This is a genomic window from Salinispora mooreana (assembly GCF_000379065.1).
In the GTDB taxonomy this organism is placed as follows: domain Bacteria; phylum Actinomycetota; class Actinomycetes; order Mycobacteriales; family Micromonosporaceae; genus Micromonospora; species Micromonospora mooreana.
Map to the genome: position 1 here is coordinate 1242519 of NZ_KB900614.1, position 15085 is coordinate 1257603.

A 15085-nucleotide genomic window follows, 5' to 3' on the forward strand; every position below is an offset into this window, starting at 1 on the left:
AGCCCCGGCTCAGGGCGTCGGAACCGGCTGTTCTCCGTCGGCGAGCAGGTCGCGGGCGGCTTCGAGGACCTCGATCACCGGCACCTCGGCCACGAACGAGTCGCGGTGCGGACACTCGCCTCCGCCCGGCCGGTGTGGATAGCTGCCCGGGGTGCAGTCGACCCCACAGACCGGGCAGTGCACCGTCCAGGACGTGATCGGGCGGTGCCGGCCCCGCAGCGGGTTGGCCGTGGTGATCAGGTTGCCGACCCAGAAGATCCCGACCGTGGGAGTACCGACCGCCGCGGCCAGGTGCAGCGGCCCGGTGTCGTTGGCGACCACCAGCGCGCAGCCGGCATAGCAGCCGGCCAGCCCGCCGAGGCTGAGCGTGCCGACCTGCGGCCGGAGGGGTACCCCGGCCGCCGCCACCACCCGGTCCACCACCTCCTGCTCCGCCGGTGTGCCGGTGACCAGCACCTCGTACCCGTCCCCGTGTAGCTGCCGGGCGACGGCCGCGAAGTGGTCGACCGGCCAGCGTCGACGGGTGTCGGTGGCGCCCGGGTGCAGCGCCACCCGGGGCCGGCCCGCCGGGCCGAGTACCCTGACTGCCTCGGCCCGGTCGGCGTCGGTGACCGCCAGGGTGGGGACAACCGTGGTCGCCGGGGCCCCCACCAGGGCCGCCACCTCCAGGTAGCGGATCACCTCGTGCTGGTAGTAGACGTACCGCAGCCAGCGGTCCAGCGGCGGCGCGTCCTCGGCCCGCAGACCGGCCGTCACCCGGGCGCCGAGGCCGGCCACGACCGGGTTGGAGTTGCCCCCGCCGCCGTGCACCTGCAGCGCCAGGTCAAAGCGCTCCGTGCGGGCCCGGGCGAGGAAGTCCGCCAGCCTGGACTCCGGCTCGTCCGGCTCCGGGCGGCGGATTCCGGGAGCCGGCGGAACCACCAGGACCCGGTCCACCGGACCCGGCCGGTCGCGCCAGAGCTTCGCGTGCCACGGCGCGCCGAGCAGGACGATCTCCGCCGCGGGGTACGCGGCCCGCAAGGCGGCCAGCGTGGGCAGGACGAAGATGAAGTCACCGAGCGCGTTGGCCCGCAGCACGGCGATCCGCTCCACCTCGGGTACGGGCTGCGCGGCCGGGCCGAGCAGATGCGGGGCGACCATCGGCGCTACGGCTGGTCGGTCTCGACGTTCGGGTGGTGCAGCTCCCGGTTGGCGGCGGGGTCGACCGGGAACGGGGCACCACCATCGGCGCCGCGAGCACCGCTGCGCCCGACGGTGATGGTGCGGGGCTCGGGTCGGGCGGTCCGGGGCAGCCGAATCCGGAGCAGACCGTGATCCATCACCGCGTCGATGGCCTCCGGGTCCACCCGGGACGGCAGTTCCACCCGGTACGCGAACGCCCGGGCCTCAGAGCCGTCGAGGATCCCGTAGTCGGCGTTGACCTCGGCCTCCGACCGGGCCCGTACACAGAGCTCCCGCTCGTCCAGCTCGACCGCCACCTCGTCGGGCGCCACCCCGGGCAGCCGGACGATCACCTCCCAGCCGTCCTCGGTCTCATCGAGCTGGAGGTCCGTCGAGTCGGGCCGGCCTCCGACCAGCCGGCCCAACTCGGCGCGGAGCGAATGCAACTCGCCCATCGGGTCCCACCCCTGCTGCCGGCCGCGCCTGCCCTGGCCGATCCCGCCGCCGGGTTCACTCATCACACTTCTCCTATTCACTGGGGGGTTGTCGAGGGCCGCAGGGAGCTGGGCGCGTCCAGGTCGGCGTCCCGGTCGACCCCGACGCCGAGCCGGTCAACCAGTTCACCGCCGAGCCACGCGCTGACCCCGAGGATGGCCAAGGCGACGATCTCGATCGCGATGAGCGCGCCGCCGGCGGCTCGGGAGTCGGCGTTGAGCCGGACCGCCCAGACCGCGGCGAAAAGCAGGATCAGCGCCACGTTCGCCGCGGCGTGGGTGAGCGCCACCCGCTTGGCCCGGGTGCCGGTCGGGATGGCGAGCAGGTCGACCGCCCCGGCCGCCGCGGCCAGCAGCGCACCGACCAGGCCGACGGTGAGGTTCCAGTAGGCGACCTCACCGAGGAAGTCGGGCCCACCGACGATGTCGACCACGTCGAAGAGCACGGCAGTTGCGAGCAGCGCGACCGGGAACATCACCAGCATCGGGTGGAGGGGATGACCCAACACTTTGAGTCGGCTCTCCATACCGGGCCTCCACTGTTCGGTCCTGCCAGCTCGGTCCTGCCAGCGCTCGTCGGTCCTACCTACCTGCACTGTGTTGTGGTCCTCCTGGCGGATGGGATGCGGCGGACACCTCCGCCACATCGGCACACCTCACCCCGGCCGATGCCACCTAGGATGTCGATGACGCACCGCCGCCATGGTCAACGGACGAGGGAGGGGCACGTGACGGTAGATATCACCACTCACGAGGAGTTGCGGGAGTTACTGGGCGTACCGACGGCCCAGGTCGCCACGAAGGAGCGAACCCACCTGCACGAGCGGGACCGGCAGTGGTTGGCCGCCTCTCCGTTCTGTCTGGTGGCCACGGCCGGCGCGGACGGCACCTGCGATGTCTCACCGAAGGGGGACCCGCCCGGTTTCGCCCTGCCGATCGACGACACCACCATCGCCATCCCGGAGCGACCCGGCAACAGACGGGCCGACGGCTTCCACAACATCCTGGACAATCCACACGTCGGGCTGATCTTCCTGATTCCCGGGCGCACCGACACGTTACGGATCAACGGTCGGGCCCGACTGGTCCGAGAGGCACCCTTCTTCGACTCGATGACGGTCAAGGGCCACCGGCCGACCCTGGCCCTGCTGGTAGCGATCGAGGAGATCTTCTACCACTGCGCGAAGGCGTTCCTCCGGTCGCAGTTGTGGAGCCCGCAGACCTGGACGCCCGAGGTGCTGCCGTCGCGGGCCCGCCTGGTCAAGGAGGTCGAGGCCCGCACGGAGAGCCTGGCCGATCTGCAGAGTTACTACGGTCCGGGGTACGCCCGCCGCCTCTACACCTGACCGCCCGCCCGGTCAGCCCACCTTCGGCGTGGCGCGGTCGATGATCTCCGTGAGATCGACCCCGGCTGGCAGCGTGCCGTACGCGTAGCCGTGCGCGCCGCCCAGCCGGGACGCGCAGAACGCCTCGGCGACCGCCGGGTGGCCGTGTCGTACCAGCAGTGCCCCCTGTAGGACGAGGGCGAGCCGCTCCACCAGGTGCCGCGCCCGCAGTGGGGCGTCGTCCGGGTCGGCCAGGCTCGCCCGCAGCCGCCGGACCGCGGCGTCGAGCCGGGCGTCCGCACCGGCGGCGGCGTCCACCTCGGCCTCGAACGCGGCCAACACCCGCGGCTGGCGGGTCAGCGCCCGCAGCACGTCCAGGGCGGCCACGTTGCCGGAGCCCTCCCAGATCGAGTTCAGTGGCGACTCCCGGAACAGCCGGGGCATTCCGGATTCCTCCACGTACCCGTTGCCACCCAGGCACTCCAGGGCCTCGGCGGCGTGGCCCGGCCACCGCTTACAGACCCAGTACTTGCCGACCGCGACGCCGAGCCGTCTGAAGGCGGCCTGGTCGGCGTCACCCCGGGCGGAGCGGTCCGTCGCGCCGGCGAGCCGCAGCATGAGGATGGTCGCGGCCTCCGACTCCACCGCCAGGTCGGCGAGGACGTTGCGCATCAACGGCTGGCCAACCAACGGGCGCCCGAACGCCCGCCGGTGCCGGGCGTGGTGGACCGCGGTGACGACCCCCTGGCGCATCCCGGCGGCGGCGCCGATCAGGCAGTCGAGCCGGGTGAGGTTGACCATGTCGATGATGGTGCGGACGCCGCGCCCCTCGTCGCCGACCCGCCAGGCCACCGCGTGTTCGTACTCGATCTCCGCCGAGGCGTTCGACCGGTTGCCCAGCTTCTCCTTGAGCCGCATCAACCGGAGCGGGTTACGCGTGCCGTCGGGCAACACCCGAGGCACCAGGAAGCAGGTCAGCCCACCCGGGGCCTGACCGAGAGTCAGGAAGAGATCGCACATCGGTGCGGAGGTGAACCACTTGTGCCCGACGAGCCGGTAGCTGCCGTCCGCCGCCGGCTGGGCGAGGGTGGTGTTGGCGCGTACGTCTGAACCACCCTGCTTCTCGGTCATCGACATGCCCGCCAGCAGGCCGTGCTTGCCGAGCGCCGGACGCAACCCCGGGTCGTACGTGGTGGCGGTCAGCAGCGGCTCGTACCGGGCGGCCAACTCGGGGGCGTGCCGCAGTGCCGGCACCGCCGCGTAGGTCATCGAGATCGGGCAGCTATGCCCGGCGTCCGGCCGCCAGGTGTAGAACTTCGCGGCGCGGGCGACATGCGCTCCCGGTCGGTCGTCGGCCCACGGCGCGGCGTGCAGACCGTAGGTCACCGCGGTCCGCATCAGCTCGTGCCAGGAGGGGTGGAACTCCACCTCGTCCACCCGGTGCCCGTAGCGGTCGTGGCTACGCAGTACGGGCGGGTACTCGTTGACCAACCGGCCATGCTCGATCGCCGCCGCGGTGCCGCCGAGCCGGCCGAGGTCGTGCAGCTCGGCGGCGGCCCAGCCGGCTCCCTCCCGGGCCAGCCCGGAGCGGAGCGCCGGGTCGTCTGCCACGTCGTAGTCGACCAGGGGTGGCACCTGGTTGAACACCTCGTGCGTCGGCACCGCGGCCCTCCCACCCGAGTCAACCCGACCCGCTCGGCAAAGATCGCACCCGCAGTCAATCTTCGTTGACCCAGAGGCGGCCGCGAAAGGTCTGGTGGCCGCCAACCCTCAACATCCCTTTTCAGCTACTTATTCGCGTTCATGTTGCTGCGTGCTTTTTGCCCGGTTTAGGTTGCGGGTGGCTGCTACCGCCGTTTGGTAGCCGAGGGCGGCCCCCGTGGGTGCGGGTGGCGGGTCCTTGTCGCTCACGGGGGAAGGACATCGAGTTCACGATGAGTAGGTACCAGAACCAGACTCAGGGGCCGGTGCGGCCGGTTGGGGGTCGGGCGAGGTCGCGGTGGCGGTGGTGGGCGGTGGGGTTGGCCGGGGTGACCGGTCTGGCCCTGAGCGCCGTCGGTGTTGCTGCCAGTCCGTCCGCGGAAGCGTTCGGGCGTACCCTGACCGCCGCTGAGGATCACGGCGGTGACCGCGGTAAGCACGGTGACAAGGGCAGGGGCGGCGAGAAGGGCACGCACGACGACAAGGGCAGAGGCGGCGAGAAGGGTAAGGGTTCGGAGAAGAAGCCGGCAGGGATTCCGGTCCCGTGTGACGCGGACGCGTTGATCGCGCAGATCACCCTGGCCAACGCCCGCGGTGGCGCCGTGCTTGACCTGGCCAAGGACTGCACCTACCTACTCACCGCCGACATCGACGGTGCGGGGCTGCCGGCGATCGTCACCCCGATCACCCTCAACGGCGGCAAGAAGACCACCATCGAACGCGCCGCCGCTGTCGACGAGTTCCGGATCTTCACGGTGAACGTTGGCGGTGACCTCACCCTCAACAAGCTGACCGTCACCGGTGGGCAGACCGACGGCGACGGCGGGGGGATCCTGGTCAACCCTGGTGGGGCGTTGACCACCAACCACAGCACCATCACCCGCAACATCTCCGGCGCCTCAGGCGGCGGCATCGCCAACAACGGCACCACCCGGGTCAACTACTCCACAGTCAACCGCAACACCGCCAACGTGGAGGGCGGCGGAATCTCCAACACTGGCCTGCTGAAAGTCGTCAAATCACACATCGACAACAACACGGTCATCGGTGGCAGCGGCGGCGGAATCTACTCGTCCAACAGCACCGTCACCGTCAAGAGCGGCACCATCTCCGGCAACTTCGCGGATGCCAGCGGGGGGTTGGTTGTCTTCGGCGGCGTCGGCACGGTCACCGGCACCACATTCACCAACAACACGGCCCGTAGCAGTGGCGGTGGCGCCGCCCGGGTCGAAAGCGGCGGACAACTCACGATGCGGCAGGTCAAACTGGCCGACAACACCGCATCGGCCCTCGGCGGCGCCCTGTTCGTGGCGTCGGACAGTGTCGCGGTCATCGAGGACAGCACCATCAAGAACAACACCAATACCGGCTCAGTCGCTGGAGGAATCTACAACGCAGGAGAAACGGTCGTACGGCACACCAAGATCATCGGCAACCAGGCCACCGACGGCGGCGGTATCTACAACGAAGGGACGACCAGCCTCTTCGCCACGAAGGTGGTGGAGAACATCGCCATCACCGACGGCGGAGGCATCTTCAACGCCGTCGGCACGGTGAACCTGAACACCGCCACCGGCACCGTGGTGATCAAAAACCGACCCAACAACTGCGTCAACGTCCCCGGCTGCGCCGGATAGCACAGCCGCAGATCCACGAGGGCCCGTTCCACCGCCGACCGGTCGGAGCGGGCCCTCCGTCGTGCGCCGAGATCGAGCCACCTCGAAAGATTCCGAGCCACCTGCCAGAATTCTTGCGTGAACCGGACCCACACCTACGAGATCGCGACCACCTGGACCGGCAACCAGGGTCGCGGCACGGCGGACTACCGCGCGTACGACAGGTCGTACGACACGGTGAGCCCCGGCCGCCCACTCCTCGCCGGCTCCGCCGACCCGGCGTTTCGGGGCGACCCACAACAGTGGAACCCGGAGCTGCTTCTCGTCGCCTCACTGAGCCAGTGCCATCTGCTGTGGTACCTGCACCTGTGCGCTGTCAACGATGTCGTGGTCGTCGACTACCACGACGCCGCCCACGGCACGATGCGCGAGGACCACACCGGTGCCGCCCGCTTCACCGACGTCCTGCTTCGTCCACAGGTCACTGTCACCCAGGCCGACATGGTCGAGCGGGCGACCGCGCTGCATGCCGAGGCGAACACCCGGTGCTTCATCGCCGCCTCGGTGTCCTTCCCGGTACGGCACGAGACGCGCACCGTGGTCCGGCTACCACCACCAGAACATGCCAGGTAGCAGCATCGATCCCGGGGCTCATTCCGTCGACACTGGGTTCCTCCCAACGAGCCCGCCCTCAATTCGAGGGCAAGGAGGAGCTGTTCCATGTCCGACCGGAATCGCCCACACCGCCGCCCGCCGGTGTTCTCGGCCCGGCGACGCGTGCTGACCGCCGTGACGTCGTTCGCCCTCGTCGGCGGTCTTGCTCTCAGTGGGGCCGCCGTCGCGGCGAGCGCCGATGCCGTCCGCCACCGCGACGGCGTGCAGGCCGACCTCGATCGCCTGGTGCGCGAGGAGAAGTTTCCAGCCGCCCTCGCCGCCGTCCGCACCGCCAACGGCCATACCCGTAACCACACCGCCGGGGTGGCCGAACGCGGCACCAAGCGCACACCACTGGTCAACGGACGGGTGCGCATCGGCAGCAACACCAAGACCTTCGTCGCCACCGTGGTCCTGCAACTCGTCGGCGAGGGCAAGGTCGATCTGGACGAGCCGATCGAGACGTACCTGCCCGATCTGATCCGCGGCGACGGCATCGACGGCCGGCAGATCACCGTACGGCAGGTACTGCAGCAGACCAGCGGCCTCCCCGGCTATGTCGACGAACTCGCCCCGGACTTCTTCCGCCTTCAGCACACCTATTTCGAGCCGCGCGACCTGCTCGACCTGGCCCTCACCGACAAGGCGCGCTTCGCACCCGGCACGAAGTGGGAGTACAGCAACACCAACTACGTCGTCGCCGGTCTGCTCGTCCAGAAAGTCACCGGCCGTCCGGTGGCCGAGGAGATCACCAACCGGATCATCGTCCCCCTCAAGCTGCGCGACACCTACTTCCCGAACGTCGGCGAACAGGGCATCCGGGGCCGGCACCCACACGGCTACTACACCGACGACCCGGACAAGCCGCTGCAGGACGTCACGAAGATGGACCCGTCCTGGATCTGGGCGGCCGGCGCGATGATCTCCAGCCCCAGCGACACCAACCGCTTCTTTGCGGCTCTCCTCGCCGGTGACCTGCTCCGGCCCGCCGAACTCGACCAGATGCGTACCACCGTCCCCGCCTTTCCCGGCCGCGGTTATGGCCTCGGCCTGATGAGCTGGGATCTGCCCTGCGGCGACCGTGCCTGGGGCCACGGTGGTGACATCCCCGGCTTCACGACCCGCGGCGGGGTCACCGCGGACGGCCGCGCCGTCACCCTCACCGTCACCGCGCCGCCCACCACGGAATACGCCGCCGGTCAGGTCGAGGCGGCCGTGGACGGGGCCCTCTGCGAGTAGGCCCCCCGGGGAGGATTCCGCGCCCCGCTCCCCGGGGGGCCCGTGCCCCCCTCTCCGGAAGGTTCCCTGCCCCGCTCCCCGGAAGGTTCCGTGCCTCGCTCCTCGGAGCGGGGCACGGAGCGCCGGCCGGGCGCCTAGCCGACATCCTGCAGGTCCTTCCGGGTACGTGCTTCAACGTCGGGCTTGGCCGGCCGCCGGGCAGCCCCGGCACCCGCGCCCACGTCCGCCCAGGTCACATCCCCGAGCCGGTCCGGCCCTGGCCGGGCATACCTGTCCTGACGGATCAGGACCAGGCAGACGATCGTGAACAACACGAGCACGGCGATGCTGCCCATGGCCAAGGCGGGAGTGAACGGCACCAGGAGGAGGGTGCTGACCAGCTCCGCGAAGATCAGGACGAACAGCACCCCGCGGATCGTCAGGGGCGTCAGTCGGGTGCAGATCCAGGCCCCCAGCGGTGCTCCCACGGCCACCACCGGCGCGGCAGTGATCCAGTAGTCAACCACAAACCCGGTGAAATCGCGGACGACGAACACATGGGTCAGAAACGCGGCTATCGACACCAGCGTCATCATTACCACCGTGGTCGGGGTCGCCACCTTCTCGGAAACCCGAAAGAGCAACACGAGCAGCAAGAACATGACACAGTTCTCACCCACCCCGGCCACACCGCTGAGTAATCCGCCGGCGAAACCGACACCGAGGACCAGATTGCGCTCCCGGGCAGTCCACATCGGCACCACGAAATTTCGCCGATATCCCCGCTGACGCAGTTGCACGAGTAACGCTACCGCGAGCGCCACGAGCAACATCGTAAACAACACCCGCACCAGCTTGAGCGGCACATGTGGGGCGATCATCGTCACGCTGAGCACCACGCCCAACATTCCCGCGGTCGAGCCGTACAGCACCACCCGCCGCTCTATCGGCACCCGGCAGAGCAGGATCGACAGCGAAGCCGCAGTCATGCCGATCGACTGGATGGCGAAAGTAAAAATACGCGCCTGGTCCGGCGGCACGGTCAACACCTTCGTCATCACCGGAAACGCGATCGCACCACCACCCTCACTGGTCCCACCGCCAACCAGTGATCCGAACACCATGGTTAGCGCCACCGGCCAGTTATCTTCCAGTCGAGTAAAGTAGCCCCACCCCCACACCTTTGCCCAGATCAGCCACACGATCGCCGCCAGAACGGCGTTGACCAACAACACTCGGGGAGCTCGCACCATGTCCGTCATCCCGCCTTCCGCAGTATTCCCTGAATCATCGGCCACGGTCTAGTCCTGCACACTCACCGATGTTCGACAAGGACCAAAAAGAGCAAAACAAAAGAATTGAGCGTTGGGCCCGCACGGCAGCCAACTCCGGTTACGCGCAGCGCCCTTCTGCCGGCTGAGCCGGGTGAGGCTGGCTGACCGGGCCGGGAGAGCCACACCCGGCCCCGCAGGCTCGGGGACTCCGACCTGGCGCAGCGGACGGCACTGACCTCCACCACGCGGGGAGTGGGTGGCACAGATGGAAACCGATCAGACGGGTGGGGGTTAGGGGACCCCTACCTGGGTACGGTCACAGGATGGTGTACATGCCGTCGCTGCCGCAGCCACAGCGGTTGCTCCTGGCTGAATTGGCAGGCACAGCCAACCGGTACAGCATCGGCGAAGGTCGTGGCCTGCCGCAGGAGGTGGCGGTTGCTGCGGTACTGGCGGTCACCGACGACCCGGTGTTGCTGGGCATCCAGGCCGGGGTGGCGCTGGCGGACCCGTACGGCGTCAGTCAGCCAACCGTCGAACTGCTTCAGGCCGCCGGCGCCGACATGACCATCGCCCAGCAGCACGCGACCGAGGTGCGGGAACGGCTGGAGCGAATCGGAATCGCCGGTTCATCCAAGGACGGCGCAGCCGACGGCCGGACCGGCCAGCACAGTGACCGGCAGCCCGAGGGCGAGTGCGGGTAGAGCTCGAGCAAAAGGCACACAGCAACATGAACGCGAAGAGAATTCCCTAAACGGGCAAAGCTTATTCGATCATGAATGGATGAGACTCCCGACCGGCGCTACCTCGCCGCAGCCCCACCAGCCGTCTGGACCGGTTCCCGGGAGAGTGCGGGGTGGGTCGGGGAGGTGATTCCGGGTGTCACAGCGACGCTGACATTCGCTATGGTGCTGCCCTGTGGCAAGCGTGAACCTCCGCACCGAACGCCTCACACTTCGGCCGGTGCGCGACGAGGACATCGACCGCATCCTGGAGTACCGCAACCTGCCGGAGGTCGGCCGCTGGCTGCTGCGCACCGAGGTTGACCCGGCCGCTTTCCGGGCGACGTGGCGACGCTGCGCAGAAGACCCCGACGACCACAGTGTGGCGGTGGCCCTCGACCGCGTCGTCATCGGAACCGTCTCCCTCGACGTGCGCAACAGCATGGGGCAGCCCGGCACGCCGCCGGGGACAGAAGCCGAGATCGGCTACATCTTCGACCCGAAGTACGGTGGCCACGGCTACGCGACCGAGGCGGTCAGCGCGATGCTCGCCCACGCGTTCGACCGGTTGGGCCTACGCCGGATCACTGCGGGCTGCTACGCGGACAACCTCCCCTCGGTCCGGCTCCTCGAAAAGCTCGGCATGCGACGGGAGCAGCACGGTGTCGGCGACTCCTGGCACGCCGAGTTGGGCTGGGTGGACGGCTACACGTACGCCCTGCTCGCCGACGAGTGGCACCACCAGCCGTAGCCCCCTACCCCACCGGCCGCTCGGGGCTCCGGCGGAACGTCACCGGCGCCGCACCACGGCGGTAGTGGACGACCGCGAACGGCCACACCGCTCGCAGCCAGGCCCCCACGATCTCGGTCAGCGGACCATCCAGCTCCGCTCGCGCAGCGGACACCCACGACGAGGCCGCCACCTCCTGCTCTCCCGTCGGCGACGGCTCAAAATACACACAGCCGACCACGTCTCCGGTGGCGATCTCGATGACCGTGTAGGCGAAGTCCACCCGCTGGCGCGACCGCCGCGCATGCCCCGCCAGGTCCTCGTGGTTCTCGGCGAGCGTCATCCCGGCGACCGGCGGCCAGCCCTGGTCGAATCCCGGTGTTGCCCGGATGTGCGCGATGCTCGACATCCAGGCAGCGTGATCCGCCTCGTTGTGCTGCGGCCCAAGCAACTCGAGCCGCAGCCCCTGGCAGACAAACACATCCGGTACCGCGAATGACGCCGCGACGAGCGGTAGGTCGGTCATCGCCGTAGCCTAGCGGCCCGCTGTCGGCTGGCAGTGCACCCGGCCGGCCGATCAAGGTCAGCCCGGGCGCGCTGCCCAGCAGATCAGGCGCGCCGCGCCGTAGCCCCGGAGCACCGGCCGGCCGGCCGGTCAGCCCAGGCACATCGGGACGTTCACGCAGTTGTCCGGCCGGTTCTTGGCCACAGTGGTGCCGGTAGCAGTGGAGATATCGACCGTGCCGCCCACCTCGTTGAAGATGCCGCCACCGTCGGTGCCGACGGCGTTTTCGACCACCTTCGTACGCAACAGGGTGAGCGTGCCGGTTGCCGAATTGTAGATTCCGCCGCCCGACGCGGTGGCCTGATTACCGGCGACCTTGGTGCGCAGTAGCGTCAACGTGCCGGAGTTGTAAACGCCGCCACCGTCTACTCCGACATTGTTCTTGATAACGCTGTCCTCGATGAGCGCGGGTCCACCTTGCAGAAAGATCGCGCCCTGGCCACCGCCGGTTGCGGTGTTGTTGGCGATGGTGACTCGGGACACCGTGAGCTGGAGAGGCGCACCGGTGATGGCGGATCCCCCCAAGCCCGTTGTCGTGTTCTTCTCAATGCGCGTGTCGGCGATGACACCGGTCGTCCCACCAAAGAGGAAAATGGCTCCGCCCTCAGCGGCCTGATGACCCACCAGCTCGCTCCGAGTGATGGTCCCGTGACCACTCACGGTCAGAGCTCCGCCAGTCAGCGCGGTATTTGCGTCGAAACGCGACTTGTCGACGGTGAGTGCGCCGATACTGAAGATCCCGCCGCCGATGTTGGCCGCGGTGTTCCTACTAATGACCGAGTGTTCGATGTGGAGAGCACCACCAATATTTCCGATCCCGCCGGCGTCACCCTCACTGGATACATTTTCGACAATCTTACTCTTCTTGATTGTGGCGCCGCCACCTGGGTTGATGAGGATCCCACCGCCGTCAGTGTCGCCGGATATCTTCCCACCGGTGACGGTGAGGTGATTCAGGGTGAGTCGACCGTTGGCGTTGACGGTGAGGATTCTGAACTCTTCGGCGGCGGCAGAGCGTTTGAGGGTGGTGTTCTTACCGCCGTTGAGGGTGATGGGAGTGGTGATCGCGGGCAGACCGGCACCGTCGAGGTCAGCGGTAAGCAGATAGGTACAGCCGGCGGCGAGGTCGAGCACGGCACCACCCTGGGCGTTGGCTCGGGTGATCTCGGCGATCAGCCGAGCCGTGTCACAGGGCACCGCCGTACCCTTCGGCTTTCCGAGCTGGTCATCGGCGACGGCGCGTCCGACAGCGTCAACGCCGGGGAGGGTGATGCCGGCGGTGACGGCGGCGGTCAGCACCAGGCCGGTCGCTCCGGCCAGCCTGGCAGCCCACCACCGTGACCTCGCCCGACCCCTGTTGGGATGCTCCGAGTTGACTTCGGTCGTGCGGCACTGATGGTTCATCGTGGCGTTGACGCCCTTCCCCGTGAACGACGAGGAGCCCGAAGGCCTTGTGCTCCTCGGCTACCTGGCTGGCGGTAGCAGCCACCCGCACGCTAGACCGACGCCACCCCACCTAGCCACAATTCCGAAGAAACTACTCAATTCGTGCAAAAGCGCTGAATCCGGGCATAGAGCTGCCGGGCACCCTCGCAGAGCCGGGATGCAGACGGAACCACGCGGCGATGGTCAACGGCATCAGGAGGTAGCCGAACCGGGTGGCAGGCGCCAGGCAGATGGCCACCGCGAGAGCGACGGCGAGCCGGTCGTCGTCGGCGAGCAGCGTCCGTGGTGGTCGCACCACCAGCAGGACGGCGACCGCCACCGCGGCCGAGGCGAGCAGCACCAGGGCGATCAGGCGCCCGCCCGGCAGCAGCGTGGCGATGAGGTGCCCGGGCAACGGACTCGCGGCGGGCGAGGCGACCTGGCCCGCTCCCAGCGGATAGCGCAGAACCTGCTCGACGAAGGATCCCGGCGAGGCGAGGAAACTCGGAACCGTCAGGACGGCGAGGGCAACGGCGGCCACGGCGCCCGCACCCGACGCGGCCCGTCCGCCTCGACGCACCGTGAGCAGGACCAACACCACCGCCAGCACGGGCCAGGCCGTCCACTTCATCGCTGCCGCCGCGCCAGCGGCCAGCCCGGTCGCCGTAGGACGGCCCACGGCGGCGGTCGCTAGGGCGAGGCACATCAGCGCCGTGACGGGCAGGTCGATGCCCCCGGTGGCCAGTGGCAGGGCCAACAGTGGACATGCGGCCAGGAGGGCGAGAGCCCGGGGAGCACAGTGACCGACGGCGACCCGGGCGGCCACCGTCAGTGCGAGCCCGAAGACCAGCGCGAACCCCCAGCGGGCATCGGCCATGGGGCTGTCGCCGAGCAGGGCGTACGGCAGCCCGAACAGCGCCATCGCCGGCAGGTACGGGTTGTAGTCCGCAAGCTGGGACGGCTCGGGCAGGTACGGGCTGCCGGTGTGTAGCAGCAGCACGCCGGAGTGGTGCACGACATCGACCTCGAGCTGCCCCTGCCGGTGCGCGACCAGCCACACCATGGGTACGACGGCCGCGCCCACCGCCGCGACGAACGGCGCAGCCCGGCGCAGCCGACTCGACGCACCGACGGCCAGGGCCCCGGCCACGGCGTAGCCGATGGTCGCGTAGAGCCCCCAGATCCGGTGCGGCCCCTCGTCGGTGACCGCGGCCATGGACGCCGCCGCCACGGCGCACCCCGCCCACAGCAGCGGCCACAGCCCGGGACCGGCCCGACCGAGTGATCCCCGCCGGGGCACGGGCACGGGATGCGGGTGCGGTAGTAACGGTGTTCTGGTCATTCACTGCGCTTTCCACATCGGAGTACCGCAAGTCTCGGAAGGCCACGAGCCTGGATCGTCACTCCAGAGTGCGATCTTCGGTGTCAACCCCGGGTGTGACGCCGGTGCCACAGATCAAACCCGACGGTGACGGGTCCGGCGCGGCGGCTTCGGGAGAATCGGCGCATGCCCCGACCGCGCCGCCCCGCCGCTCCACGCCTGGCAGACCTACCACGTCAGCCCTGGTATCCGGCTGTCAGCACGAGCGTGATCGCCGTGATGGCGGTTGTGGAGATCACCACGGGCCGCATCACCGCACCCGCCGTCGTGGTCACGGCAGCCGCCGCGGTCGTACCGCTGGCCTGGCGGCACCGTCGCCCCTGGATACCGCTACCGATACGCCACCGGCCGTGCAGGCGACAGCGCTCTCGCCGGCTTCTCCCCACGCAAGCAGCACCTCGTGGTCTACCTCATCGGTGGCTTCGAAGAACGACACGCATCGACGCTGGCACGGCTCGGCCCACACAAGACCGGCAAGAGCTGCCGCTAGCTGAAGCGGGCACGATCGGTGAAGTGCGCCATGACCCCTGGACGGTGCCGGGCGTGGTATCAGCCCACTCAACGATGTCGCGGTACCACTCGCCAGCAACATCCGGCAGGTCGGCGCGGACGCGACTCCTTTCGCGGCGGACGGCGGACGGCAGAAGGCCCATTCACACCTCGAATCCTATTCGAGTACGTTCTTCGTGTTCCTGGCTGGACGTGCCCTTATGTCCGGTTAGCTCGACGTGGTTGCTACCGCCTGCCTGGTAGCCGAGGGCAGCCACCCGCACCGGCCTCGGCTGGCACCTCGCCCACGACGGGGGAAGGACAACGACA

The 15085-nt window shown here is 69.1% G+C and carries 14 protein-coding genes and 1 pseudogene; 6 read left to right on the forward strand and 9 right to left on the reverse strand.

The features are described 5' to 3' along the window. Positions 1 to 9 precede the first annotated feature (9 nt). Genes SALPAC6_RS0105955 through SALPAC6_RS0105965 form a run of 3 tightly spaced genes read right to left on the reverse strand, consistent with a single transcriptional unit; the run spans position 10 to position 2182 of the window. Complete coding sequence (locus SALPAC6_RS0105955; RefSeq protein WP_018252513.1) at positions 10 to 1140, reverse strand: glycosyltransferase family 9 protein; 1131 nt, start codon at positions 1138 to 1140, stop codon at positions 10 to 12. Positions 1141 to 1145: 5 nt separating this feature from the next. Beyond that, positions 1146 to 1679: an Hsp20/alpha crystallin family protein gene (locus SALPAC6_RS0105960; protein WP_018252514.1), complete on the reverse strand. Its 534-nt coding sequence runs from the start codon at positions 1677 to 1679 to the stop codon at positions 1146 to 1148. 14 nt (positions 1680 to 1693) lie between these two features. After that, positions 1694 to 2182, reverse strand: a complete 489-nt coding sequence (locus tag SALPAC6_RS0105965) for a DUF2231 domain-containing protein (protein WP_018252515.1) — start codon at positions 2180 to 2182, stop codon at positions 1694 to 1696. Positions 2183 to 2383: 201 nt separating this feature from the next. Here SALPAC6_RS0105965 and SALPAC6_RS0105970 point away from each other — a divergent pair, with 201 nt between their 5' ends. Further along, the gene (locus SALPAC6_RS0105970) at positions 2384 to 3001 is read left to right on the forward strand and encodes a pyridoxamine 5'-phosphate oxidase family protein (RefSeq protein WP_018252516.1); all 618 of its coding nucleotides are present in this window, start codon (positions 2384 to 2386) and stop codon (positions 2999 to 3001) included. A 12-nt stretch (positions 3002 to 3013) separates the two neighbouring features. Here the strand turns inward: SALPAC6_RS0105970 and SALPAC6_RS0105975 are convergent, their stop codons facing one another. Beyond that, entirely contained in the window at positions 3014 to 4642 is a 1629-nt protein-coding gene (locus SALPAC6_RS0105975; RefSeq protein ID WP_018252517.1) for an isovaleryl-CoA dehydrogenase, read from the reverse strand. Between the two features lie 353 nt (positions 4643 to 4995). Here SALPAC6_RS0105975 and SALPAC6_RS0105980 point away from each other — a divergent pair, with 353 nt between their 5' ends. The 3 genes from SALPAC6_RS0105980 (at position 4996) to SALPAC6_RS0105990 (ending at position 8190) form a co-directional block, all read left to right on the forward strand. Further along, on the forward strand, positions 4996 to 6318 hold the full coding sequence (locus SALPAC6_RS0105980) for a hypothetical protein (protein ID WP_018252518.1): 1323 nt from the start codon (positions 4996 to 4998) through the stop codon (positions 6316 to 6318). Between the two features lie 117 nt (positions 6319 to 6435). Beyond that, positions 6436 to 6930 (forward strand): OsmC family protein, encoded by a 495-nt coding sequence (locus tag SALPAC6_RS0105985; protein ID WP_018252519.1) that lies wholly within the window; start codon positions 6436 to 6438, stop codon positions 6928 to 6930. An 87-nt stretch (positions 6931 to 7017) separates the two neighbouring features. Next, positions 7018 to 8190, forward strand: a complete 1173-nt coding sequence (locus SALPAC6_RS0105990; protein ID WP_018252520.1) for a serine hydrolase domain-containing protein — start codon at positions 7018 to 7020, stop codon at positions 8188 to 8190. 134 nt (positions 8191 to 8324) lie between these two features. Here SALPAC6_RS0105990 and SALPAC6_RS0105995 read toward each other — a convergent pair whose 3' ends face one another. Next, positions 8325 to 9422 (reverse strand): sulfite exporter TauE/SafE family protein, encoded by a 1098-nt coding sequence (locus SALPAC6_RS0105995; protein ID WP_026189356.1) that lies wholly within the window; start codon positions 9420 to 9422, stop codon positions 8325 to 8327. A gap of 344 nt (positions 9423 to 9766) precedes the next feature. Between SALPAC6_RS0105995 and SALPAC6_RS0106000 the strand changes: the two genes are divergently transcribed. Together SALPAC6_RS0106000 and SALPAC6_RS0106005 are read left to right on the forward strand one after the other, a co-directional pair. Then, a complete protein-coding gene (locus SALPAC6_RS0106000) occupies positions 9767 to 10147 on the forward strand; it encodes a hypothetical protein (protein ID WP_018252522.1) in 381 nt (126 codons plus the stop codon). Between the two features lie 214 nt (positions 10148 to 10361). Beyond that, complete coding sequence (locus SALPAC6_RS0106005; RefSeq protein ID WP_018252523.1) at positions 10362 to 10916, forward strand: GNAT family N-acetyltransferase; 555 nt, start codon at positions 10362 to 10364, stop codon at positions 10914 to 10916. 4 nt (positions 10917 to 10920) lie between these two features. Here SALPAC6_RS0106005 and SALPAC6_RS0106010 read toward each other — a convergent pair whose 3' ends face one another. The 4 genes and pseudogenes from SALPAC6_RS0106010 to SALPAC6_RS31375 all read right to left on the reverse strand — a co-directional run. Further along, positions 10921 to 11421, reverse strand: coding sequence for a hypothetical protein (locus SALPAC6_RS0106010; RefSeq protein WP_018252524.1), 501 nt, complete (start codon positions 11419 to 11421; stop codon positions 10921 to 10923). 129 nt (positions 11422 to 11550) lie between these two features. Beyond that, entirely contained in the window at positions 11551 to 12864 is a 1314-nt protein-coding gene (locus SALPAC6_RS0106015) for a right-handed parallel beta-helix repeat-containing protein (RefSeq protein WP_080636000.1), read from the reverse strand. 133 nt (positions 12865 to 12997) lie between these two features. Continuing rightward, positions 12998 to 14116, reverse strand: coding sequence for a glycosyltransferase 87 family protein (locus SALPAC6_RS0106020; RefSeq protein WP_026189358.1), 1119 nt, complete (start codon positions 14114 to 14116; stop codon positions 12998 to 13000). Positions 14117 to 14770: 654 nt separating this feature from the next. Next, positions 14771 to 14868, reverse strand: a pseudogene (locus tag SALPAC6_RS31375) (phosphatase PAP2 family protein); the annotation flags it as partial. Positions 14869 to 15085 lie beyond the last annotated feature (217 nt).